This is a genomic window from Paenibacillus sp. FSL L8-0638, from assembly GCF_038593075.1.
GTDB classification, from domain to species: Bacteria; Bacillota; Bacilli; order Paenibacillales; family Paenibacillaceae; genus Paenibacillus; species Paenibacillus polymyxa_D.
The window spans coordinates 371,873-397,500 of sequence record NZ_CP151960.1; the positions used below are offsets into that span (position 1 = coordinate 371,873).

Genomic DNA, 25,628 nt, shown 5'->3' on the forward strand with positions numbered 1-25,628 from the left:
ATCCATCTACTCTCGTGATTTCACAGCACCCGTCGGATTTCGGAGGGGAAATTCCCTATTTTATCATTGAAGCAAGCGCCCACTCGCGCATCATGGAGTCAAGCATTGGACGCAAATCTTCGCGTTGCATACCCATGTGGAGCACGGCTTCCAGATATCCAGCTTTATCTCCAATATCATAACGTGTGCCTTCCAGTTCCAATGCGAGCAGTTGGTTCTGCAATGCTACCTGATGGAGTGCGTCTGTCAATTGATATTCACCGCCTGCTCCAGTGGACAGGTTTTCCAATATAGAGAAAATGGAAGGCTCCAATACATACCGACCAATGACTGCCTGCCGCGAAGGGGCATCTGCCGGAGAAGGTTTTTCAACAAGCCCGCCGACTTCGTGGATGAGACCGTTCTGGTGAGTAGAGTCAATAATGCCGTATTTACTCACATCTTGTTCTTCCACCGTGCGCACGCCGACCACTTGCTTGCCAGTCGCTTCGTAGACATCCATCATTTGACGGATCGCCGGGGTGGAGGAATTCATAATATCATCGCCCAGCAACACGGCAAAGGGTTCATCGCCGATGAACTGACGAGCGCAGCTTACCGCGTGTCCCAAGCCGAGAGGTTCTTTTTGACGGATATAGTGAATGACTGCTTTACCCCCGATGCTTTGAACTTCACGCAGAAGATCGTATTTACCTTTGCTCTCCAGTACCTGCTCCAACTCCACAGACTTGTCAAAATGATCCTCGATGGCTTTTTTATTACGCCCCGTTACGATAATGATGCTCTCAATTCCGGACTTGATAGCTTCTTCTACGATATATTGAATAGCCGGCTTGTCTACGATGGGAAGCATCTCTTTCGGTAAAGCTTTCGTAGCTGGTAGAAAACGGGTTCCTAATCCGGCGGCTGGAATAACAGCTTTTGTAATTTTTCTCATAGAAACTCACTTTCCTTTCGGGATGGGGAACCAAATACCCAGTATCGGCTCCCGATATAATTGATGATCATTCCGGCTGCGGTGGCGATCAGCTTGTCTAAAGCAAGTGGCAACTCGGTTCCCGTGTGGAGCACTTGCAGTAATAGGGAGGTTATCCCTAATACGACCAGGTTGATGACGATAAATTTGGGTAATTGACGCTTGTTTGTGTCGTTTGATAGTTGTTTGTTGAATGTCCATTTGCTGTTCAAAATATAACTGTTGGCTGTTCCGCAGCTGTACGAAATGATCTGCGCTACAATGACTGGCACTCCGCCCCAAGCTAGCAGCATAAAAATAATATAATCTTCGCCTGTATTCACCAGACCTACAATGCCAAATCGAATCATAGGAAGCAGCTGGGCCATGCGACTTTTCATAGTTTAGGCTCCATGACCGGATTTGGGTCCGGTATATACCGCACTGTTGCCGCGCACTGTGCGTCCTGCCGAAATCAGGCTTTCACGGGCTCCTTGCATGTACAGGGACTCGCGTGGTTCAGGGGCATTCATAGCATGTGTCGGACCGTTTTCGTATTGTCCACCCAGATGCTCACGGACAATGTATAGCGGACGTGCTTTGGTTTCGTCATAAATCCGTCCAACATATTCACCCATAATACCGAGAATGATGAGGATCACCCCGTCGAAAATCAGGCTGATGCTAATCATAGACGACCAGCCCTTCATCACATAGGAGTCGGTGAAAAAGTTGAGAAACAGTACGTACATCAGATACAGGAAGCCGGACATGGAGAGAAGTGCACCGATATACCCTGCCAGCTTGAGCGGCTTAATCGAAAAGGATGTGATCCCGTCCAGACTGAGCTTGATCATTCGTTTCAACGGATACTTGGTCTCGCCCGCAAGCCGCTCGTCGCGCTCATATTCTACAGCAGTTTGTTTGAATCCGATCCAGCTGACCAGTCCACGAACGAATCGGTTATTTTCCGGCAATCTTTTCAATTCTTCTATGACCTTACGATCCATTAGGCGGAAGTCCCCGGTGTCGACCGGGATGTTAATATCCGTGGATGCTTTAAGTACACGGTAGAAGAGGCTGGCAGACCATTTCTTGAAGCGAGTTTCGCCATTGCGTTTAAGCCGTTTGGCGTAGACCACTTCATAGCCTTCTTTCCACTTGTTAGCCATCTCTACAATCAGTTCCGGCGGGTCCTGGAGGTCGGCGTCAATGACGACGACCGCCTCTCCCACCGCATAATCCATCCCGGCGGTAATCGCTAGCTGATGACCAAAATTGCGAGAGAAATCAATCAATACAATGGTGTCATCTCTGAGACTGAATTCCTTGATCAATTGGACGCTGCGGTCCGAACTTCCATCATTTACGAAGATCAGCTCGTAGGGCTCACCCATTGAGCCCATGACTTGTTTCAGCCTCCGGTAGGTTTCCGTAATAACAGCTTCCTCGTTGTACATCGGAATAACTATGGAATAACGGATGGGTTCACTCATTCGTAGTTCCTCCTCATTTATAATGTGATTTCGTATAAAGTACCGCTTCCGCCACGATCGTCTCCGCCAGGGCCACCTTGACCATCCTGGGCGTTCGCATTGCTGTTCGTGGTGTCGCTTCCGCTCTCGGTGGCTTTAACGTCTGTACTTGTTTCGTCTGCTGTTGTTTTCCATTCATCTGTAGGGATCAACTTGCCGTGTTCTTTGATCCATGCAGTGACTTCAGAGTTACCGCCGTCCGGTCCGCCGCCTCCACCAGAAATCATGAAGTACTTCACTTGTCCGCTTTCGACCAGCGCCTTGATTTTATCGACGGTATAGACTGGATCGGAGGATACAAAACCGTTCATAATAATTACTTTTTGTCCGGCCTCGACCAGGTAAGGAGCAGCCGTTGAATAATTACTTGCTGCGAAAAGGTAGGTTTCACCTGTGTTATTTTTTTGCAAATAGCTCAACGTTTTTTGATCTAAACTTTGGCTACCGTTGGGTCCTCCCATTCCTCTGGAACGGGTAGAAGATTTTTGCTCCGTGTCTGTACTTGTTTGTGTGCTTGAAGTATTTCCATCAGGACTGGAATTCCCTGCATTATTGCTCTGGTTATTCGTTTGAGTTCCTTCGGATTGTTGTCCATTGGCGCTCTGACCTCTATTGCGATCATTGCCGCCCGGCATTCCGCCACCACCACCGCCAAATTGAGTGGGTCCGGCTTGTGGAATCATGCTGTTCCCTCCGTAGATGATCGGTGTCAATGCCCAATATGCAGGACCGATAAACATAGCGAGTACACTTGCAATGATGGCGAATCTTGTGAACTTCTCAGATTTCATTCGTGCCACTACCAGCAGCACCGTGCCGATGATCCCTAGGATCAATACCGCGATGGACCAGCCGCTACCAATGGTATCGTTGTAATTTTGCAAAACAAACCAGCTAAATACCGAGGTTGCCAATACTGCTGCGGGTAACAGCCAGGAGAGCCAGCTGGAACGCTCGCGATACTGCTGCCACAATTCTACGAATCCTGCTCCAAAGAGCGCTGCAATTGGTGGCGCGAGCATAATCAGGTAATAATGATGAAAGAATCCTGCTACGCTGAAAAATGCAGCTACGGGAATCAACCAGGTCAGCCAGAAGATGACCTCTTTGTGTTTTTGTGTGATATTACGACGTCGAATGCTTGCAAGCAGGCCGATGGAAGCAATTAATGCAAATGGAAGCAGCCAGCTGGCTTGACCTGACAGGGAGGATTGGAACAACCGTAAAGGTCCTTTTTCGCCAGTACCGAACATGCCGCCACCAGAATTCCCTCCCGGTCCACCGCCTGGACCGCCCTGGTCACCTTGCCCGTCTCCAGGACCACCTTGTCCGTTGCTGCCAAATCCACCCGGTGGCATTTGACCACCTGTACCCAATCCGCCTGCTGCCATGTTGTTGGCACCTGAGTCATCCGTAGAAGTAGTGCTGTCCAATGATGTGGTCGTCTGAGCCTGATCCGTGTTTGTGTTGCTGCTATTCGTTGCAGCGTTATTGTTCCGATCCGTGCGTTCACCGTCACGATTGCCGCCTGTACCCTGATCTCCTGTCAGACGGGACAGGCCATTATAACCAAAGGCCAAATTCAGCACAGAGTTCGTACCGCTACTCCCCATATAAGGGCGTTCATCCGCCGGAGTAGAGTCCACTACGACTGCCCAAGAGAGTGATACGATCAGGAGGACAACTGCTGAGCCTACCAGTGTTGCTGCTTTTCGCTTCCAGTTAAACTTGGAAGCCAGCAGATAGAACAGACCCAGTGCGGGAACGATCATATAGGCTTGTAACATTTTTTCGTTAAAGGCGATGCCTACGACTGCGAAAGCAGCAAGGATCAGCCCAGTTTTGCTATTTCTAAGGCCTCTGAACAATAGCCATGTTGCGAGCAACAGTGTGAAAACCAACATAGCGTCGATGTTATTCGTGCGGCTAACCGCTACGGCTATCGGTGTCGTTGCCATGGCGAAGGCGGCCAAACGTGCGGCCATCGTACCGAAGCTCGGTTTGACGAGTAAGTAAACGAGCAAGACCGATCCGACCTGAGCCAGCGCCTGTGGCAAGATAACGCTCCATCCGTGAAGCCCGAATATATAGGCGCTCAGTGTCTGAATCCAGAACACTACAGGGGGTTTGTCTACCGTTACCGATCCGGCAGAATCAAGTGAGGCGAAAAAGAAGTTGTGAAAGCTTTGTAGCATGCTTGCTACGGCCGTCGTGTAGTAGGTGTTTACATATTTGTCTTGCCAGATGTTGTATCCGTTCAAAAATGCGGATATCAGCATAATGATGATCAGAGGGATGTCCGCCCTGGTCTTAAACCATTTCTTAATCATGTTCATTCCACTCCCTGTGAAAGTTTCTTTGTATTTATTCCGATCTTGGCCCGGTGAACTACCGGCTTGCTATTATCATGCCAGACCTACCTTAATTGGTTCTGAGCGCTCCCTGAACGTTAGCTGAAAGCTGAGCAGGGGTGCTTTTTTTGCGACAGGATTCAGGTATATTAGATACAGGTGAAAATGAATCGACTTTTATATGAGAAAAATGCAGCAACATGAAAGGGAAGATGAATAATGAATCCAATACACGGAGTTAAAATTATGCTGGCAGATGATGAGCCTCATATTTTGCAATTTTTAGAGCTTGGACTGATTAATGAAGGATATGAAGTCAGAACCGCCGAGAACGGGAGTCAAGCGCTCGATTTGGCAAAAGAGTTTCGCCCGCATGTAGCGGTGCTGGATGTGATGATGCCGGAAATGAACGGTTTTGAGGTGTGCCAAAGTCTCAAGGAGACGGAGGATAACATCGCGGTCATTATGCTGACTGCCAAGGATGATGTCGACGATCGGGTAAAGGGATTAAAACTCGGCGCGGATGATTATGTCGTAAAGCCCTTCAGTTTTAATGAGCTGCTGGCTCGCATTGAAGCGCGCTTGCGCAATCAGTTCCCCGATCTGCTGGGAGAAGTGGTTCACGGCCCCTTTCAAGTGGATGATCGACGGAAGGAAATCCGTTATCAGAGTCAGGTGCTGGAACTGTCGCCTACCGAATATGAACTATTGAAGTTTTTGGTGTTGAATCACGGGATTGTGTTAAGTAAAAGTCGTATTCTGGACCGGGTATGGGGGTACGATTTTGGAGGCGAGGATAATATTGTTGAGGTGTACATTCGCTCCTTGCGTGAAAAACTCAAAGACAAGGAGCACCGGGTCATTCGTACGCTACGCGGTGTGGGATACCGGGTGGATCTGCTATGAAGGCGGGCGGGAAAAGTCGGAGAAAATATGCACTCCGTTCTCTCCGATCCCAGCTTTTGGCCAGAACGTTACTCATTTTGGCTTTGTTGCTTGTATTGATTGGTTTTCTACAATATTTTCTGATGAAGGATTTTCTGTATCGCAGTCGGGCAGAAGCTATGAATACACAGCTGAATTCAATTCCTGCCGACTTATTGATTAAGGATTCGCAGGAAAAGAGCGGGGCTAGGGTAACCGTTCCTCAAGATGAGTCCAATCGAAGGAGTAGTCGACCGGGACCGTTTCTGTTTTGGCCGGATATGTCGCTTGCTTCTATAGGTATAGACGGCACCTTCCAGAGCTTGTCCAATGAAAATGGACTTAAACCGCCGCGTCTCACCACTCAGCAGTATCAAGCAATGCAGCAGAGTAAGCGCATGCGTCACGGCTATCAATTAATCACGGATGCCCAGGGGAAAGAGCAACTGGTTGTATTCCGTCCGCTCGGTCCACCTGACCGTTCGTCCGGTTTACTTCAAATGGGCGTATCCACGAATTCTATGCAAGAGCAGTTGATTAACCAGCTCCGCACCTTTATTTTATTGTCACTGATTGCGCTTGCGATTGGGTTGGCGCTTATGCTGCCTGTGCTGCGCCGCACATTGGTACCCCTTTCCAAGATGGTCGAGGCAGTCAAACGTATTGATGCCGGCAATCTGGCCGAGCGCTTTGATGCAGAGCAGGGGCAGTATGAGGTGGATCGTTTGGCGGTTTCATTTAACGGGATGCTGGAACGGCTGGAGCATTCTTTTGCAGCCGAGCGGGAATTGCAGATGCAGATGAGACGATTTATTGCGGATGCTTCCCACGAACTGCGTACCCCACTCACGTCTATTCACGGCTTCTTGGAAGTGCTGCTTCGTGGGGCTGCATCCAATCCGAAGCAGCTTCAGTCGGCACTAGAAAGTATGTATGGTGAATCCAAGCGGATGAATAAACTTGTCTCTGATTTACTATTGTTGGCTAAGCTGGATCGAACACCGGAGTTAAAGCTGGAAGACATACCCCTAGATGCGTTGCTGCTGGAAATGAAACCGCAGCTTCTTATGCTAGCAGGTACACGTAAAGTGGTTTTTGATATGACGGCAGGTATACGGGTATTGGCAGAAGGGGATAAAATCAAGCAGGTCGTGCTCAATCTGTTTCACAATGCGGTTCAGCATACCGATATGGAAAGAGGTGTAATCCAAGTAAATCTGTCTGCAGGTAAGAAGTTGGTGGATATCCAAATTCGTGATAACGGGCCAGGCATGAGTAAAGAACAACTGGAGCGGATATTTGAGCGTTTTTATCGTGGAGATGAATCGCGTACACGTAGCTCAGGCGGGGCAGGTCTTGGTCTGGCCATTACACAGTCTATCGTGGAAGCACATGGCGGGAACATTACGGCTGAAAGCACCCTGGGAACGGGAAGTGTATTCAAAGTAACGCTACCTTTAGCGGGAACAGTATAGTATTGCAGATTATAGCGTAACATAAAAATAGCCCCCCGAACCGCAGCTTTGGTTATAACACGGCTCGGGGGGCTATTTAATTGTTAGTTAATCAGCGCAGCTTTTTGTAAGAGCACATGCAGCACCTTGGCAGATGCCTCACGCGTTGTAGGTGCATTCGGCTGGAAGTAGGAGGAGCCTTTAATCGCTTCCCCGTTGATGATGCCTGCTGCACTTACTTTTTCAATACTGTCCTTGGCGTAGCCTGCAAAGGATGAAGCATCATGGTACGGTGTGCGTGCAGGGCCATCCGCTGCTGCTTTGATTTGAAGCAGATCTACAGCTTTACCCAGCACGACAGCAATTTCTTGACGACTGATATTAGCATTCGGATCGAACTTGTCGCTGCTGCGGCCCGTAATCAATCCAGCTTCATAAGCGGCTGCCACATCGCCGGAGTACCAGCTACCTGCCGGGATATCACTGAATGGTGCAGCAGTACCTGGTGTCAGGCCGAGTGCTCGGGTTACCAGGGCTGTAAATTCTGCACGTGTCACGTTTTTCTTCGGTGAGAAAGTCGTGTCGGTCGTGCCGTTAATCAGCAACTTGTTTGCCAGCGATTGAATTTCGGATTGGGCATACGACGATGAGATATCTTCAAAGCTAACGGGACGTGTCGCCGCTGCATACGTCGAGAAGCCCGGACGGCTTACCTTGACGACGGTAGATCCATCAGCCTGCTTGGTGAAGACGGATGGAACGGGATAGACATTTCCGTTTGCCGTATAGAGTACACCGGCTGTATTGGAATCAATTTGACCAGGTACTGTAAAGGATCTGCTAATAAACTGTCCTGGAGCAACTTTGAGCGATTGACTCTTGCCACCAGTGACAACGTTAGCTTCAAACCCTACCGGGGTGCCGATCACATTGGAGCCTTTCAGCTTGCCTGTAAATGTACCGCTCGCCTCTGCCTGGCTGCTGATGATCACTTCAATGCCTGCACCTTCAGGTGCATTTTTTAGAGCAGATACTGGCAATGCCAGGGAAGAACCTGTATTGCTCACAATCAGGCTGCTTCCTGCTGCGGCTTTACCCAGCGCTACCAGTTGTGCGGAAGTGAGCGATGCTTTCGTCGTTTGGCCTGCTTGGCTAGTAGCCGACAGTACAATAGCTGTCGGGCTGGAATCTGCTGCTGTCACAGCAACCTGCAAATCTGCATCGGTTACTGTCAGCGACTGTACATTATTGTTCAGCGCAACGGCTGTAGTGACATTTTTAACAGCCTGTCCTTGCTTCACTACGCTTTGAAGTGAAGGAGCAGATGTAGGAACAGGGGTGGATGTGTTCGTTGCAGCAGAAGGTGTAGTATTGCTTCTGCCGCCACCTCCACCACCTCCGCCTCCACCACTACCGCTGGATGCGGCGCTATTATCCACACGAATAGCTTTAGTGGCGGTGAACAGTTTAGGACCATCGGTATTGCGTTCGACTTCGCCCTTTTCATTCAGTTCCGGAGAACTGACTTCCAACTTGTACACGCCATCTTTCAAGTGTTGAATAACGGGCTGACCGTTAGCATCCAGCACAGGCTTGCCATTGTCATCTAATTCGACGTAACTTCCGTCAATACCCTTAAAGGAATATGCGCCTTGTTTGAGGCGAGCGGTAGCTCCTTGTTCTTTGGAAGTCGTTATTCCATCAATTAGACCGATCAATTTATCATCTACGCCGTATACATAAAGCGCGATCTGGTTGGTTTTATCTGTGGTCAGGCGGAAAGCCAAATCTGTTGAGCGCTGAGCACCTGTCCGACTTGGGTAAATAATCGGGTTGGTAACACTCAGGTCCTGCAAGCCGAAGCCAGTTGTAGGATTTTCCTTGCCCACATGAACGACGAACGGCAAATGAAGGGTTGGCAGTCCGGCGCTTTTCAGAATAACTTCCCCTTCATATACACCTGTGGCTGCACCCGAATTTGGTTGTACAGACAGGAAGAACGGTTGCGATTTACCCGGTTCTGCCGAGATGGCTCCATTCGCGCCAACCCCCTGCAACTGAACGATAATGTTGCTCACATCAGGTGTAGCAATCGGCTTAGTTGGATCAGAGGTTACATTATCATGTAATACGGTGCTGGCTTCATATTGCACAGTGTTAGCCGACAAGTTTTTGAGTTGAAGCTGAATCTGCTTCGCATCACTACCAGGTCGTAACACCCCGAAGCTGGCGGAAGGATTGTAATTCACAACCTCCTGCCGATTAAAGTTTTTGTCGAGAATCGTAATCTTTTCGACGGTTTCCAGCAGGGCTGGCGTTTGAATCGCATTAGCGATGTTTACAAGGCCTGCACCTTGGGAATACACATCATATTGGATTTTATCCTCATCAAAGAGTGTAACCGAAGTGTTTGCCAGAGCAGCGCGGATATCAAACGGTGTCCAGTTCGGATGTTGCTGCTTCAGCAACACGGCAAGTCCAGCCACATGCGGAGATGCCATACTCGTTCCGTTGCTGCGTTTGTAAGCTTGCTCATAGGATGCATCCGGATAGAACTTGGCGAAGGCAGGGTAGGTTGACAAAATGCCAACTCCCGGTGCGCTCACATCCGGTTTGATGCTAAGCAGTTCATCTCCATTAGGCCCACGGGAGCTAAAATCGGCCATGGTATTACCTGCATTATCTGTGCGAATATAGTCTGCCCCAAAGGAAACGGAGAACTTTTCTCCAGCATTGTCTACGATTTGTTTAGCCAGTGCACGGCCTTCCTTACCTCTCATGTCAAAGGTTGGAATAAAGTCAAAGCTGTCACCCAAGTTTGAATTAACGTAGTCATCGCGACCTGAAATGCTTTCCCCTAAATCAGCTTTGGTGATGTCGCCCGCTTTCGTATTCCCATTGAAAACGATCACAGCTTTCGCGCCGTTTTCTTTCGCATTTGTGATTTTATCCACGAATGCCAAGTTGCCCCGTGAAACGAGAACAATCTTTCCTGCTACGTCTTTTCCTTCAAAATCATCAGGTTGTCCCAAATTAACATATATAAGCTCATGAGGGGCAGTTCCCAAAACGGAGGCAAAGTCTTCTCTACCTGTTTCCCAGCCCATCAAATTAAAATCATAATGTGCATAAGCATCAGCAGTTACGGTACTCTTTAATTCACCGTTATCCTCCCAATAGGAATCGCGTGTGACCGAGGCTGTGCCCGAGAAGCTTTTGCTCGGGGAAGTGGCTGCACCGACGGAAATCGCCAGCTGTGATGTTGCGGGAGAACCCATGGAATAAAAATAGGGTCCTTGTTGTGCCGCATTACCATTCGCGATGACTGCGACTACGCCGGAAAGTACAGCATTATTAATAGCAATGGAATCCGGGGAGTTCGGGTCTTTTTCGGAATCCGAGCCCAGCGACAGGTTAATGACGTTCATACCATCTTTGACAGCACGTTCAATACCGTCAATAACCTGTGCGGAGGAACCGGAGGAGCGACCCGTCTTGGTATTGCGTCCAAGCACTTTATACACGTATAAGTCCGATTTATAGGCAATACCCTTTTGCACAATATCCGAGGATTTATTTGCGGCTTTACCAGCAATTGTGCCAGAGACGTGAGTACCATGTGTCGTTCCGCTAAAACCTGTGCCGAATGGATCATTCTCCTTTTCGAGGAACGGTTCCTCGTAAGGGTCGTTGTCCTGTTCAAAAGAGTCATATCCGCCTTTGTAGGCTTCTTTCAAATCCGGATGCTCATAATCGATACCGGTATCAATAACCCCGACCTTGATTCCCGCGCCATTTAATCCTTTGGCCCAGGCTTCAGGAACACCAATCTGGTCCAGCGGTGCGTTATCATAAGTGGCTTCACTGGCTGTAAGTGTTGGCGGGTCCTGTACGGGGATGGAATAATACGTTTTGTTTTCATGAATGGATTTTACGCCTGGCAGTTTAGCCAGTTCTGGAATCTTATTGGCTGGCAGTGTGACCTCCAAGCCGTTAAGCACCGTGTTGTACTGGTAATTCACCTGAAGAGAAATACCATGCTCAGCGGCTTGGTCTACGAACGTAGTTTGCTCAGTGGCAATCGCGGATTCCGCTTTTTGCTCAGATTGAGCTGTAAAAGCTTGGACGCCTGAACGTGCTGCATATTTGTCCACGGCTAAGGGCTCACCATCAAGCTGTACGATGACTCTGACCTGACGGGAAGAATCTGTGCTGAGCTCTGGCGAAATGAAGGCCGGAGCCGCCTCAATAGTCAATGCTTGCTGAGCTTCCAGAAATGAGTTGATTTGCAGATCTGCGCTAGCAGCAGAACTGACAGACGGCAGAGATAAGCTTACCGTCAAGGCAAGAGCGAGTGATACGACAGGTATTTTTTGCAAAATGATCGGCTTTTTCAAAGATTTCCCTCTTTTCAATCAAAATATGATATCTCTACATACTAGGATTTGAAGCCACTGCCGTTATTCTCACGCCTCCCTTAATATCTAAAATAATAGAATTGACCACTGGTGACTAACTTGCCAGTTTTGAGGCATATCTTACCATAATGGTGGGATATATTACTATATGTTTTTTATATTTTTAGAAAAAATAAGGTTAACATTACATGTAGATTCCATGGAAATGTTATGAATTTACTAGATTATTTTTGAAAACAATCGAAGAGGAATGGGAGAATGCGAGATTTAATGATATAATCTGCATTGGAATTGTTGAGGTTTCACAATCATGTAAAATGCCTAAGGCAAAGGAGTCGATTATGTTGGCAAAAACATTGATTTTCGGGCATAAAAATCCGGATACGGATACCATTTGCTCAGCTATTGCTTATGCAGACTTAAAAACCAAACTGGGCGCGGACGTAGAGCCGGTTCGTCTGGGCGAGGTGAACGGGGAAACGCAGTATGCACTGGATTATTTCAAAGTGAGCGCACCACGTCTGGTTGAGCAGGTTGCTGCTGAAACGGACAACGTCATTCTGGTCGATCATAATGAACGCCAGCAAAGCGCCGCTGATATTGACAAGGTACGTGTAATTGAAGTCATCGACCATCACCGGATCGCTAACTTTGAAACAAGCCAGCCGTTATACTTCCGCGCTGAGCCAGTGGGTTGCACAGCCACCATTTTGAACAAGCTCTACAAGGAAAATGGTGTAGCGATTCCGGAAGATATTGCAGGTCTAATGTTGTCCGCGATTATTTCCGATTCCCTGTTGTTCAAATCCCCAACCTGCACGGATCAAGACGTAGCTGCTGCTCGTGAACTGGCTGAAATTGCTGGTGTAGATGCAGATCGTTACGGATTTGACTTGCTTAAAGCGGGGGCTGATTTGAGTGGTCACACCATTGAACAGTTAGTAAGTCTAGATGCCAAAGAATTTCAGATGAATGGTCGCAAAGTGGAAATTGCTCAAGTGAACGCAGTAGACGTAAACGATGTGTTGTCCCGTCAAGCTGATCTGGAAGCTGCATTGGCCCAAACCATTGAAGCCAAAAATCTTGATCTGTTCTTGTTCGTTGTAACAGACATTGTGAACAGTGATTCCATTGGTATTGCGCTGGGAAGCCAAGCACAAGCGGTTGAAAAAGCCTACAATGTACAGTTGGATGACAACAAAGCTGTTCTGAAAGGCGTCGTATCGCGCAAATCGCAAATTGTGCCTGTATTGACAGACGCATTTAACAGTTTGTAATGATAAATAATAAGCCTCCTGAACCCGACTGCATAATGGCAGTGGCAGCAGGAGGCTTATTTTTATTTCTTCAGTTCTGCCAGACGTCTCCGATGCGGAACTCAAATGCCAATTTCAACTTCAGCGCTGCCCATCATGAAACCGCTACCATGAAAAATGAAGAATACAGGGAGTGGATGATCCTTTCTTTCCGATGTACTTTGGGAGAATACGAAGGTTTAAAATCGGACGCAGCACCCATTCTGCCAGCCGATATGCGGGCAAGTTTGACGAACTGTTTTTGCCTCAGTCTTCGCACCATTTTTCTCTCTCCTCTCTGGAGTCGGTTAGACGCGAACCTTTGACATCTTCAAACGCAGAACGTACGCGTGACAAATAGGTTTGGAACTGACAGATTTCCGACTCACTAAAGTCTGACATCAGACGTGAAGCCAGCCCTACGAAAAAGGGATCCATCTGTTGAATTTTACTTTTTCCTTTATCGTTCAGGGACACGAACACTCCCCGCTTGTCATTGGGATCGTCATATTTATTAATGAATCCCTCTTGTTCGAGAGAAATAACCATGGAACTGATTGCTGCCCGGCTTACACCCATCTTTTCAGCCAAAGCAGAAGGAGAAGACATTTCATCTCTTTGTGCTGAAAGTACACAAAGCGCGATATATTGCCCGTAGGAGAGACCAAATTCACGTGAACGCTTCTCCATGTTTTTACGTATTTCGTAAGTTATGGAAAATAAATCTACCAAAACACCAATTGGTTTATTGCCACCTGGAAAGAGATTATAGGCCAGTTGACGAATTTCGGAGTCCAAAAAAAAGAACATGCGATCCACCTCGATGTAGTTAATTAGTTAACTGTAATTTAATTAACCACTGGTTGCAATGATTTATACAAACTTTGTTCCGCATTTTTTGAAAATATATCTGTAAAACGTCACACCCAGGGGCCGATACACTGATCGAGGCCCTGATTCACAAAGGCTTGTATGGAGGGCTGACGCAGGGTACGTCCTTCTTGCCACCGCCACTCACTATATTGAACCTTGGCGGTATACATGGGTTGCACCCAAAACGCATCTTGATGCCGATCCGGTTTATTGCTAAAGGGTCGTTCCGATATGGTATGTGGTAGCAGGCGCTCGGTAAGCTGACGCCAATCTTCCCGAGTCAGCTTGCCCGTACCCACATGCCCGATATAGCGCAGCATTCCTTGTTTATCATATTGGCCCAGCAACACAGCGTTGATAATGCCTCCGTTCAGGGTATAGCCACCGATAACGGCAATGATATCGCCATAATTTTTGACCTTGAGCCATCGTCCGTCCTTTCCGCCCAATGTGTACGGACTATCCAGCTTTTTACACACAATACCTTCCATTCCTTGGCTGCACATAACCTGAAATAGAGCTTGTCCATCAGGATGAGCGGGAGCCAGTTGAATCCGTTCATTCGGTATGATGATCTGATGCAGCAGTTCAAGCCTTTCCTGTAACGGTTTAAGATGAACCCACTCCCCGTTCAGATAAATAATATCAAACAACATGTAAGTAGCAGGCACAGCTTCATAGGCTGACTGAATTCGATCCGTACGACGAATCAGATCCCGTCGCATAATTTCATGGAACGATGGTTTACCGTCGGCACCGAGTGCGATCATTTCCCCGTCCAATATGACCGAATCAGCCTTGCAGTAGGAGGGGAAGAGAGCAAGCTCCGGGTATAAAAGCGTTCGTTCGTGCTGTTTGCGGTTGAACAGGCGTGTGCTGCCCTGGTCGTGATACGTCAAAATTCTCGTACCGTCCCATTTTATTTCGTAACGCCAAAGGCCTGTTGCATCTACAGGTACTTTTTCGCTCAGTTCCGGTTCAAATGGGATGACGGGTTTTATTTCTGTAGGCAACGCAGCACCTCCCTTGCCTTAATGTGAATAAATATAGTGTCGACGATAGATCTTATTTTATGTATCAGGATTTTGCAAAATTCGATTCCAGTCGCTCCGAAGTGCAAGATATAGACGAACTAAACCATTTCGTTCTATATCTTGTACATTGGAAGTCGCTTGTGGGATTTTTGCAAATCCTCGTATGTGATGTTTCGCTGATTCCTAAATAGGGGAATGATAAGGATATCTAGCGTCGGCATGAAGTGATTGCATTAATTCGTTAGCATGGAGTTGTAGCGGGATTTTCTTCAGTCAGAAAGGGGATTGGTCTCATGAGACAAATTCGCGAGGAGGACCATGCAGTAGTCATGGTGGATGATGGACAGGTAGTTGCAGAAGTAGGCTATAAATCCATAGATGACCACTCATTGGTCATTGACCATACATTTGTATCCGAGCAGTTACGGGGTCAAAAAATCGGCAAGGAGCTCATCGACAGAGTGGTTGAGATGGCAAGAAATCAGCATAAAAAGGTTATCCCTGCTTGCTCGTACGCACTTGCTCTGTTCAAGCGCCATAAAGAATACAGTGACGTGTGGCAGCAATGAATATGGATCATCAAGGCTGCTTAACTGCATAACCGACACAACACCGGAGCGGGTAATCAGACTCTTCCGGTGTTTTTTTTTGTGCATAAAGCTTGTAAAATCAATGCATTCTACCGTTGATATAGGGAAACAAAGGGCTATCCTCAAATGTTGAAGCACATTTCTTGCCGGATGGCTGTGAAATTGTTCATACTGTTGTCACTTCACAGGCTAACTATGAGTTCTATATAATATATTATGGTTATGACCGCAAAAATAATGAAAACCTGAATTTAAACGAAGGAGACGCTCATGATGAATAAAGCGAGTGAGGACAAGCAGTACGTTCCAACGAGCAATCGTAATTTTACAACCTTGATTATCACCGTTTCCATTATAGCCAACGTGATTATTTTGCTGCTATTCTTTTCGCCGATCGGATACCAGGGGAGTGTCAGTTTTGATCTCACTATTTTCCCAAGGTTGAATGCGATTTTTAACAGCTTCACGTTTATTTTCCTGGTGGCTGCATTGGTTGCTATTTTCAAGAAGAACATCAAGGTGCATAAAACCTTTATTCTGCTGGCCTTTGCCAGTACCGTTTTATTTTTATTTTCCTACCTGACCTTTCACTACATTTCGCCGGAAACTGCAAAATATGGCGGTGTGGGTATCCTTCGTCCGATTTACTTTACATTGTTGATTTCGCATAGCATACTGGCTGCAATTATTGTACCGCTGGCACTGTTCACGGTTGTATGGGGATGGACGATGCAGGTAGCAAAACATCGTAAGATTGCGCGCTGGACGATGCCAATTTGGCTATATGTGAGCTTGACCGGGGTATTGGTGTACATTTTCATGGCCCCATACTATTAATAGATGTGAACTCTTTGATGGGTTGATTTAGGAAAATGGCGTCTCTGCTGAAGAGGCGTCTTTTTTGTATCCAATAAAAGAAAAATTATTCCTTCTAAATTTATTTTATTAAAAAAACGTTCCTTCTATAACGGTATTTCTGCTATAATTTGCCTTAATCAACTAAGAACAAGGGGGTCACCATGTGACAAAGAAAGCGAAAGGCAGGTTACGGTTGCTTGTATCTATGCTGGCGCTGGTTGTACTGCTGAGCAGCTGCGGTGGTGGAGGATCAAAGTCGGAAAAGGTTGACGGAGGGAAAGTAACACTGCAATTTTGGACCATTGCACTACAACCTACATTTACCCCGTATTTCAATCGGGTGATTGCCGATTATGAGCAGAAGAACCCCAATGTCAAAATTGACTGGAAGGATTACCCTTATGACGCAGTAACCAACAAACTGTTGACAAGTATCGCTAGCAACAGCAGTCCGGATGTAGTTAATCTCAATACAGAATTTGCTAGCCAAATGGGCTCCAAGGGTGCTGTTGTTGATATGAATGAGCATTTGTCGCCCGAGGAAAAGGCTGCTTATTTCGAGGGTATTTATAATTCCACAGTCATTAACGGTAAAGCTTATGCGCTACCCTGGTATACCGGTACAGAAGTACTTTACATGAATACAAAGCTGGTCAAAGCCGCCGGATTGGACCCTGCTCATCCGCCCAAAACCCGGGAGGAATTGTCTGAATGGGGCCGTCAGATCAATAGAAAAATTGGCAAGGCAGGCTATGCTCAGCAGCTTGTATCCAAGCTTTTCGCTGTGGACGGCATTCCTATCCTAAATAAAGAAAAGACAGCGGCGGCGTTCAATACACCAGAAGCAGACACCATGATTGATAATCTAAAAAAACAGATGGAAGATGGCGTTGTACTCAAGGAAGACGCTGACTTCTCACAACAAGTGAAATATTATGCCGGCGAGCAGGTTGCTTTCGAGCTGGCAGGCCCGACGTTCATCAATTTTATCAAAACGGCAGCGCCAGACATCTATAAGAACACAATTGCTGTCCCTGTCCCAACTGGCAAAGCCGATGTGCGGCTCTCAAACTCTATGGACCTGGTCGTACCTGCTAAGTCTGTACATGTGGACGAAGCAGTGAAATTTGCTGTTTTCTTGACAAATGCAGAGAGTCAAACTGCTTTTTCTAAAGCGGCGAATACACTACCTTCCACGAAAGACTCCATTAAAGATCCATATTTTACTCAGTCTGACAAATCATTAGAAGCACAAGCCAAGGTAGTATCCGCGCAAAGTTTGGATAAGGCGACAGATTATATGGTTGGTGTGCCCAATGCCAAAGATGTGAATAGTGCCATCGCGCGAGCCTTGCAAAATATTTTATTGAACGGAAGAGATACGAAGGAGACGCTTACTGCTCTGGAGCAGGAAGTAAACGATATTTTAAAGCAATAGGTTTGACAGGGGAGTGAGTGAATACTCCCCTGTTCATTTATCAAAATCAGGTGGTGATGCAGCATGATCAAATGGTTGAGGTCGGAGTCTTTTACGGCCTGGGCCTTTATGACGCCGGGACTGTTATTGCTTGCCGTCTTTGTATTTTGGCCTATTATTTACAGCATTCCGCTGGCATTGACAGACTACTCTGTCATATCAGATACCCATTTTGTCGGTTTGGATAATTTTGAAGCGGCGTTTAAGGACCGTAACTTTCTTATTTCGATTTGGAACTCATTGTTGTACGTGCTCATTGTCCCCTTTCTTCAAATTTTCTCCATCTTGATGGCTGTGCTTGTGAATAGTCGTATCCCGGGAATTAAAATATTTCGTACGACCTACTACATCCCTGTTGTGACTTCGATGGTAGCGGTAGCCTTAATTTGGAGCTGGCTGTTGGGCAATAACAGCGTAGTGAACTACTTGCTCATGCAGGTCGGCTTGATTAGCAAAGACATACACTGGTTATCGGACAGCAACTTGGCTTTGTATGTACTAATGTTCATCACAATGTGGAAGGGACTCGGGTATTATATGATGCTCTATCTGGCTGGATTACAAAATATTCCCCAAGATCTGTACGAAGCCGCTAGAGTCGACGGAGCAAGCCGATGGCGTCTGATTGTCCATATTACTCTTCCACTGCTGAGACCTTACGTTCTGTTCTGTACCCTTATATCACTCATGTCAGCTATCCGCGTATTTGATGAAGTATATGTACTAACCAAGGGTGGACCGGGAACGGCCACGTTGACATCGAGCTTGTATATTTTTCAAAAGGGGATGGAGCAGTTTAATTTTGGGTATGCTTCGGCGCTTGGCTTAATTGTCGGTGCAATGATTGCCGTACTTAGTATTATCGTATTCCGATTCAATAGGAAAGGTGGTGTCAATCCCTATTGATGAATCCAAAGGATGACAAAATGCTACGCTCATCTCTTCCTAAAAAGGAAAGCAGCCGCATCATGCGCAGTCTTGCCCGAATGCTGAGAATGACGGTCACCTACGTGCTTCTAATGCTACTTGCCCTCTTTTTAATGGGACCGTTCCTCTGGCTGCTCAGCGTATCCCTCATGCCAGGCCGTAACATTTTTTCAACGCCGCCCGCTATTTTTCCGACCTTTATTAATTTCGATAATTATGTTCAGGTGTGGCAGTTCATGAATTTCCCGAAATATATGCTGAATACGGTCATCATTACGGTGTTGGGCGTTGTGCTCAATGTGGTACTCGCCAGTCTGACAGGATATCCCTTGGCTGTGTTTCGTTTTAAGGGTAAAAATCTGGTGTTTACGCTGCTGATTGCCACGATGATTATTCCTTCCTACACCGCATTTATTGTGCATTATCTGACCATTCAAGGGCTTCATCTGGGCAATACCTATTTGGGTGTAGTGTTGCCTGGGGCAGTCTCCGTGTTCAACATTTTTCTGATGCGACAGACGTTTATTCATATTCCCACCGATGTACGTGATTCCGGTAAAATGGACGGCGCTTCGGAGTTTCGAATTTGGTGGCAGCTGGTGCTTCCGCTGGTCAAGCCGGCGCTTGCTGTAATTTCTCTGTTGGAGGCGATGTCGTTCTGGAACAGCTTTCTGTGGCCTATCGTTATTTTGAACGATACGGAGCTATATCCGCTAGCAGCTGCGCTCACGTATCTCAACGGTCAATTTGCCTATAACTTCGGCTGGATTGCTGCCGGCACAATGATTTCGGTACTGCCGATCATTATATTGTTCCTGTTTACACAGCGCTACTATATGGAAGGTTTGGCGGGAGCGGTAAAAGGATAGCCAGTAGTCACGGCTACGAAGAGCCTGTGAATGGAAGGAGACGATTGCGATGGAACTGTCCGAAGGAACGGGGCCTTATTCGAGTGTAGGGCTAACACCGCAGGAGATTCAATATTATTTTCGTGATGTGTATGACAGCGGGGAAAGGCTGGTTATCTCCGAACCGCGACTGATCTGTGAACTGTCCTCTCGCTTTGCAATGAATCAGGAGTATGAAGGTGTGCTGGACCCTGAGGGACCGATCAAGCTCATTGTACCTCCAGGACCGGGTGTACCGACTGAAACACGGGGAAGCGTACAGTTGGTGCTCGAATATGACGGAACGCTTGCTGCAGACGGATATCGGTTGGACATTCAGAAGGACGGGCGAATTGAAGTCCATGCTTCCAATAAAAGAGGGCTCAAATACGGCATGGATGCCCTGCATCTCCTGCTTCAAGTGGAACAGGAGCGATGTACTTTGCCGGTGATGTCTATTCGGGATGAGCCTTCATTCCCGGTCAGAGGAATTATTGAGGGCTTCTATGGGAAACCGTGGAGTTTCGCGGATCGGCTGGATGCCGTCCGTTTTATGGCTACGCATCGGATGAACACATTCATGTATGCCCCCAAGGATGATCCATATCATCGTGAGCTATGGAGAGAGCCGTACCCTGAGGATACGTTTGCCCAGATTTGCGAATTGAAGGAAGCCTGCGAACGGCATGAGGTTGATTTTCATTATTGTATCAGCCCAGGGAACGACCTGAGCTTTGGCAGCGATGAAGATTTCCTCAAATTGACGGAAAAGCTGGCGGCCGTGATAGCGATTGGCGTACGTCATTTTTCTGTATTAATGGATGACATTGACTATGTACTCAAAGGGGAAAATCGACACTTGCTGGGCCGCTCGGGTCACGCTCATGTCTTTTTGACGAACAAGGTTCATACATGGCTGGCTGAACGGCTGCCTGAGTTTACCCTGACGGTCTGTCCTTCGGAATATTGGTCGTATTGGGATACCGAATACAAAAAGGATTTCCGTGAGCGGCTGCATCCGGAGATTAAGGTGTTCTGGACGGGGTACTTTGTCTTTGCTCCACAGATTAGTCGCGAGCACGCCGCTGATAATCATGCATTCTTCGGGCATGAGCTGTGGCTGTGGGATAACATCCCGGTGAATGATTGTGACCATGATCGGTTATTCCTTGATCCGCTGCGCGGACGATATTCCGGGCTACCAGACTGTGGACATACCGGTATGGTGGCCAACCCGATGAATCAGTGGGAATGCTCCAAAGTGACGCTCATTACGATGTCCCACTATATGTGGAACAGTGAACGGTATATGCCTGAGCGATCTTGGAAATGGGCTGCGCGGCAGTTAGCAGGAGAGCGTGCAGATGAACTGATGTTTTTCTGTCGTCAAAACAGGAACAGCCGACTAGGCTGCAACACGTACGAGGACGTGGACCTTGCTTTGCAAATGCGCGATATCCCTGCGCTGGATATGTACTTTGAGCGGCTGCTTCAGGCCGTGAGCGTCCTACGGAGCGTGCCTGCCGGTGATCCAGCAGCAGGATTCGTGTCCCAGGCCGCACCGTGGCTGGAACGTGCCGAGCTGGATGCGAGCCTGTGGCAGGTGCTGCGTCAAGCTGCACTCAGCAGCGAGCGACAGGACGATGCACAATCGGGGGAGAGCGGCACGCCGAGGGAAGCTGTTGACGAGCAAGAGCCGTCACCTCTGACAGACGAAATCGTAGGAGAACTGCGAAGCGGTATCACTGCTTGCTTAGAAGCGGAGGCTCGGCTGGGTAGCAATCCGGCGATCCGTGCTGCTGCGCAGTGGGGTTATGTCGATCAGGACGAACAAGGAAAATATCGGCTGATTTTGTGAGTATTTGCGCTGGATTAAGCAACCAAGGCAGCATAGCTGCCCTGAAAATAATCATTTGCCGTTAGGATAACGGTAATTTTCAGGAGAGGTGGAACGTATGGTGAAGCCCAAAACCCGATTACTTTTTATACCGCTGGATGAGCGGCCCTGTAATTATCAATTTCCTTATTTACTGGCACGGGGCACAGACTTGGAAATGGAGCGGCCCTCATTAGAATGGATGGGACAAAAGAAGACCCCTGGCGACACGACCAGACTATGGGCATGGCTCGAAGAACGCGCAGCGGCGGCTGATGGAGCCATTGTTGCGATGGATACGTTGCTGTACGGAGGAATCGTACCTTCTCGACTACACAGTATGTCAAGCGAGCAGGTCAAAGATAGAGTGAATCGGCTTCGCAGGCTAAAACAGCTATATCCGCAACTGACCCTGTATGCATTTCAACTGATTATGCGCTGTCCGCAATATTCTTTGGCTGATGAAGAACCGGATTACTATGCCGATTGGGGGCGTGAGATATTCAGAAAGGGCTTCATTGAGCATCGTCAGGAGCTGGGGATTGCTACCGCAGAAGAGTTACTCGAATTAGCTGATATCAACGAGCGTCTGCCGATGGAAATATTGGATGATTACCTAGGGCGTCGCCATGTGAATTTGGAGGCCAATGAAGTTGCGCTGGATCTCGTAGCAGAAGGTATCATTGATTTTATGATCATCCCACAGGATGATTCGGCTCCCTACGGCTATACCGCCAAGGATCAGCAGCGGCTAAGAAGTCGTATTTCTGAGCTTGGGCTCGATTTGAATGTATACATGTACCCGGGGGCAGATGAAGTGGGTTGTACGTTGCTGGCTCGTTGGGTTAACAAGATGAATAATGTAGTCCCACTGGTGTATCCCCGATTGTCTGCTTTGCAGGGGGCATTCGTAGTACCGCTTTTTGAAGATCGCTATTTTTACGAAACCTTAAAATATCAGATTATGGCGGCAGGTGGGCTGATCGCTTCCTCAGCAACGGAGGCTGATTTGATTTTGTTGGCTAACACACCTGGTGACACGATGGCAGAGGCTTCATCCCAGCAGCGTGCAATGACCGGATATGATGTACATCGGAATGTAGTAGAGCTGGTTGAGTACGGTTCTTATATGCTGCAATATGCAGGTCAAAATGTTGCAGTCGCTGATGTGGGCTACGCCAACGGCGCAGATATCAAGCTACTTAGACTATTGAGGCAAAAAGGACTGCTCTTTAAGCTGGCGGGTTATGCAGGCTGGAATACCAGTTCTAACACGCTGGGCACCGTCATTGCCCAGTCTATGCTGTATACCCACTATGGCTCTACGGAGGAACATTTGGATTTTCTGTCGCTGCGCTACGCCGAGGATGCCTGTTATTGCGCTGTGGTACGTACGGCTATGAATAACGGGATTGTGGAGCAGATGGGTTTTACCAAGTTTATGCTCGATGGACCGAGAGGCTCGGTAGCTGCGGTTATTCGCGGACGGCTGGAGCAGGCGCTCAATGAATATGTAAACGGGCCGGAAGGCCGCGTGGAAATTATAGATTGCTACATGCCGTGGAACCGCACCTTTGAAGTCGCATTAACCGTACGGCATCATGCTGAGAAGAGAGGGTGATTCCTATGGGAATGGAAGGTGTATTATCCAAAGTTCAGCACGGACTGATCGTGTCCTGTCAGGCGCTACCAGGCGAACCGTTACATGGAGCAGATTCTATGGTCAAAATGGCGCTTGCCGCACAGCAGGGTGGAGCTGTGGCGATACGCGCCAATGGCGCATCGGATGTACGTGCGATTAAACAGGCAATTTCTCTACCAGTCATTGGCTTGGTTAAGCGGGATTATGATGATTCTGATATTTACATTACGCCTACCCTTCGTGAAATGGAGGAACTGGTGAAGGCAGGCGCGGATATCATTGCGCTGGATGCCACATTACGACCGCGCCCAGCGGGATGCAAGCTGAAGAGGCTCATAGATTATGCCCATGAACAGGGAGTCACTTCTATGGCAGATATATCGACACTGGAGGAGGCACTTCATGCGGCCTCCCTTGGCGCAGACTGCGTATCCACCACGTTATCCGGGTATACGCCGTACTCTGCTCAGATTGAGGGTCCTGATCTGGAGCTGGTTCGGAGAGCGTCGGAACTGGTTCCCGTTCCTTTAATTGCAGAGGGCAAAATCTATGATCCAGCGCAGGTTGAGGAAGCATTCCGAATGGGAGCACATGCAGTGGTTGTAGGCTCGGCGATTACCAGACCCCAATTGATTACGCAGCGGTTTGCCGATGCCGCAAGGAAGGCAGTGAAATGCATCTATGGAGATGAACGACCGAATTAAAACGTATTATCCTTCATTAACGAAATCGGAGCAGAAAGTTGCCTTGTGCGTACTGGAGCATCCCGCAGACATCATATATTTCTCTGTGACGGAGCTGGCGGATTTTGCAGGTACAGGCGAAACGACCGTCATGCGCTTTTGCCGGAAGATTGGTTTTAAAGGTTATCAGGATTTCCGACTGTCCCTAGCGCAAAACCAGACTTATCGTAAAACTGATATGGGCGAGGAGAACATCGACCCAGATGACGAACAAGATATTACGCGTACGGTGTATCACAACATGCTCGATATTTTGCACTCCAGTATGGGGCTGCTGGACCATTCAGAGCTTGGTCGTGCGATTGCGTGTCTCGATCAAGCGGGCTATGTTCAATTTTTCGGCGTAGGTGCTTCGGGGATTTCCGCGCAGGATGCTAAAAACCGTTTCTTACGGATCGGGCGTCGCGCCGAGGCTGTGGCAGACGGACATATTCAGTCGATGATGGCGGTGTCCATGAACCCGGGTGATGTGGCTATCGGCATTAGTGTATCAGGAAGTACGCTGGATACGAACGATATGCTGCATAAAGCCAAGCAAAATGGTGCAACTGTTATTGCAATTACAAATTATGCGAAATCACCCATTACCTCCATTGCAGATATCGTGTTGCTAACAGCGGGCAAAGAAGCGCCGATAGAAGGTGGTTCAATCGGCGCTAAAATCTCACAACTATTCGTGATTGACCTCATCTGCGAAGGGCTTGCTCGCAAGCACACGAGTCACACCAAACAGATGAAGGAAAAAACAGCGAGGGCCGTTATTGAACGAAGCTATTGAGATTTTTCAGTTGTGAATTGAAAACTGTGCGTTTCGACAGGTTCAATGACTTGTGTTTGTGGTGCTTATGAATGGCTATTTCATGTATTGCTATTAATAGAAGGTTTGTACAAAGAGCTAGTAAGCTTTTATGTAGGGTAACAAGGAGGTTGGTGTGGTGGCAGCTGCTGTGAACAGAGTCATTGGAATCGACATTGGGGGCACATCGGTGAAGGCCGCCATAGTGGCACGGGACGGATCGGTGCTTGATGAAATCCGGCTGGATACGGACGCTTCCCGGGGACGTGAATGGGTATTGTCGCAGGTGTCAGAATCTGTGCTCGGGCTGTTGCGTTCTTTTGGAGATACCAGCCTCGGTGCCCATATAGATGTAGGCGCTCTTGGCATTGCTACTGCTGGCAGAGTAAATGTGGAGAGCGGCGAAGTTGTGTATGCCACAGATAATCTACCTGGCTGGCAAGGTACATCCTTAGTAACATGGGCTAGGGAAAAACTGGCTTTACGAGCGGTTGCTGATAATGATGCGAACGCCGCTTTACTTGGAGAAGCGTGGCAGGGAGCGGGGAAGGGCAAGCGACGCTTGGTGATGCTCACGTTGGGAACAGGTGTCGGAGGTGCATATATGGAAAATGGCCTCTTGTGCAGAGGGGCTCATTGGAGCGGCGGTGATTGGGGGCACAGTATTCTATTCCCCGGAGGACACCCCTGTAATTGCGGAAGAAAAGGGTGCGCCGAGCAATATGTATCGGGGAGCGCCCTCTTACGTCGAGGTAGGGAACACGTCAATAAATTGTACCGCTCGGGAAACGAGATTGTGAAAGAGGCCGTTCACGGTAACCAGGAGGCAATTCAGGTGCTGGATGATTACACCGCAGATTTAGCTGTACTTCTAGCTAACATCTCAGTGACTCTTGATCCTGAGAGGATCATTGTAGGCGGAGGAGTATCGGACACGGGAGAGGTCTGGTGGCCCATGCTGGAAAAGCATCTGCACCAATTTGGAGTTCAAAC

The 25,628-nt window shown here is 48.0% G+C and carries 20 protein-coding genes (1 of these 20 cut by a window edge); 13 read left to right on the forward strand and 7 right to left on the reverse strand.

Annotated elements, in window-relative coordinates; all coding sequences use genetic code 11:
* Positions 1–55: 55 nt before the first annotated feature.
* Genes galU through MKY35_RS01600 form a run of 4 tightly spaced genes read right to left on the reverse strand, consistent with a single transcriptional unit; the run spans position 56 to position 4,820 of the window.
* On the reverse strand, positions 56–937 hold the full coding sequence (galU, locus tag MKY35_RS01585; RefSeq protein ID WP_023986636.1) for a UTP--glucose-1-phosphate uridylyltransferase GalU: 882 nt from the start codon (positions 935–937) through the stop codon (positions 56–58).
* The gene (locus MKY35_RS01590) at positions 934–1,356 is read right to left on the reverse strand and encodes a GtrA family protein (RefSeq protein WP_342445402.1); all 423 of its coding nucleotides are present in this window, start codon (positions 1,354–1,356) and stop codon (positions 934–936) included. The genes galU and MKY35_RS01590 overlap by 4 nt, the downstream gene beginning before the upstream one ends.
* 3 nt (positions 1,357–1,359) lie before the next feature.
* A complete protein-coding gene (locus MKY35_RS01595; RefSeq protein ID WP_342445403.1) occupies positions 1,360–2,451 on the reverse strand; it encodes a glycosyltransferase family 2 protein in 1,092 nt (363 codons plus the stop codon).
* 17 nt (positions 2,452–2,468) lie between these two features.
* Positions 2,469–4,820, reverse strand: a complete 2,352-nt coding sequence (locus MKY35_RS01600) for a glycosyltransferase family 39 protein (protein WP_342445404.1) — start codon at positions 4,818–4,820, stop codon at positions 2,469–2,471.
* A gap of 240 nt (positions 4,821–5,060) precedes the next feature.
* On the opposite strand from MKY35_RS01600, the gene MKY35_RS01605 reads away from it, so the two are divergent.
* The gene (locus MKY35_RS01605; protein WP_029516829.1) at positions 5,061–5,747 is read left to right on the forward strand and encodes a response regulator transcription factor; all 687 of its coding nucleotides are present in this window, start codon (positions 5,061–5,063) and stop codon (positions 5,745–5,747) included.
* Positions 5,744–7,240: a HAMP domain-containing sensor histidine kinase gene (locus MKY35_RS01610; RefSeq protein WP_342445405.1), complete on the forward strand. Its 1,497-nt coding sequence runs from the start codon at positions 5,744–5,746 to the stop codon at positions 7,238–7,240. The genes MKY35_RS01605 and MKY35_RS01610 overlap by 4 nt, the downstream gene beginning before the upstream one ends.
* A gap of 83 nt (positions 7,241–7,323) precedes the next feature.
* Here the strand turns inward: MKY35_RS01610 and MKY35_RS01615 are convergent, their stop codons facing one another.
* Complete coding sequence (locus MKY35_RS01615) at positions 7,324–11,616, reverse strand: S8 family serine peptidase (protein ID WP_342445406.1); 4,293 nt, start codon at positions 11,614–11,616, stop codon at positions 7,324–7,326.
* 362 nt (positions 11,617–11,978) lie between these two features.
* On the opposite strand from MKY35_RS01615, the gene MKY35_RS01620 reads away from it, so the two are divergent.
* Complete coding sequence (locus MKY35_RS01620) at positions 11,979–12,914, forward strand: manganese-dependent inorganic pyrophosphatase (RefSeq protein ID WP_342445407.1); 936 nt, start codon at positions 11,979–11,981, stop codon at positions 12,912–12,914.
* 285 nt (positions 12,915–13,199) lie between these two features.
* On the opposite strand, the gene MKY35_RS01625 is transcribed toward MKY35_RS01620, so the two are convergent.
* Complete coding sequence (locus MKY35_RS01625; RefSeq protein ID WP_039274297.1) at positions 13,200–13,742, reverse strand: MarR family transcriptional regulator; 543 nt, start codon at positions 13,740–13,742, stop codon at positions 13,200–13,202.
* A gap of 110 nt (positions 13,743–13,852) precedes the next feature.
* Entirely contained in the window at positions 13,853–14,818 is a 966-nt protein-coding gene (locus MKY35_RS01630; RefSeq protein WP_342445408.1) for a DNA ligase, read from the reverse strand.
* Positions 14,819–15,132: 314 nt separating this feature from the next.
* On the opposite strand from MKY35_RS01630, the gene MKY35_RS01635 reads away from it, so the two are divergent.
* From MKY35_RS01635 to MKY35_RS01680, 10 genes are all read left to right on the forward strand, one after another.
* Positions 15,133–15,408, forward strand: a complete 276-nt coding sequence (locus MKY35_RS01635; protein ID WP_307353855.1) for a GNAT family N-acetyltransferase — start codon at positions 15,133–15,135, stop codon at positions 15,406–15,408.
* Between the two features lie 294 nt (positions 15,409–15,702).
* Positions 15,703–16,266 carry a DUF420 domain-containing protein gene (locus tag MKY35_RS01640; protein WP_342446580.1) on the forward strand — a complete coding sequence of 188 codons (564 nt, stop codon included), beginning with the start codon at positions 15,703–15,705 and terminating at the stop codon, positions 16,264–16,266.
* 184 nt (positions 16,267–16,450) lie between these two features.
* The gene (locus tag MKY35_RS01645) at positions 16,451–17,725 is read left to right on the forward strand and encodes a sugar ABC transporter substrate-binding protein (protein ID WP_342445409.1); all 1,275 of its coding nucleotides are present in this window, start codon (positions 16,451–16,453) and stop codon (positions 17,723–17,725) included.
* 63 nt (positions 17,726–17,788) lie between these two features.
* Positions 17,789–18,670 (forward strand): sugar ABC transporter permease, encoded by an 882-nt coding sequence (locus MKY35_RS01650; protein ID WP_071639225.1) that lies wholly within the window; start codon positions 17,789–17,791, stop codon positions 18,668–18,670.
* Positions 18,670–19,560, forward strand: coding sequence for a carbohydrate ABC transporter permease (locus MKY35_RS01655; RefSeq protein ID WP_342446581.1), 891 nt, complete (start codon positions 18,670–18,672; stop codon positions 19,558–19,560). The genes MKY35_RS01650 and MKY35_RS01655 overlap by 1 nt, the downstream gene beginning before the upstream one ends.
* Before the next feature lie 49 nt (positions 19,561–19,609).
* Positions 19,610–21,436: a beta-N-acetylglucosaminidase domain-containing protein gene (locus MKY35_RS01660; RefSeq protein WP_342445410.1), complete on the forward strand. Its 1,827-nt coding sequence runs from the start codon at positions 19,610–19,612 to the stop codon at positions 21,434–21,436.
* Positions 21,437–21,533: 97 nt separating this feature from the next.
* Positions 21,534–23,075: a DUF4127 family protein gene (locus MKY35_RS01665; protein ID WP_342445411.1), complete on the forward strand. Its 1,542-nt coding sequence runs from the start codon at positions 21,534–21,536 to the stop codon at positions 23,073–23,075.
* Positions 23,076–23,080: 5 nt separating this feature from the next.
* A complete protein-coding gene (locus MKY35_RS01670) occupies positions 23,081–23,800 on the forward strand; it encodes an N-acetylmannosamine-6-phosphate 2-epimerase (RefSeq protein WP_039274312.1) in 720 nt (239 codons plus the stop codon).
* Positions 23,778–24,617 (forward strand): MurR/RpiR family transcriptional regulator, encoded by an 840-nt coding sequence (locus MKY35_RS01675; RefSeq protein ID WP_039274314.1) that lies wholly within the window; start codon positions 23,778–23,780, stop codon positions 24,615–24,617. The genes MKY35_RS01670 and MKY35_RS01675 overlap by 23 nt, the downstream gene beginning before the upstream one ends.
* A gap of 157 nt (positions 24,618–24,774) precedes the next feature.
* Positions 24,775–25,628, forward strand: partial view of an ROK family protein gene (locus MKY35_RS01680; protein WP_342445412.1) — the 5' portion only. It continues 82 nt past the right edge of the window; the window shows 854 of its 936 coding nt (coding positions 1–854); it begins with the start codon at positions 24,775–24,777; the stop codon falls past the right edge of the window.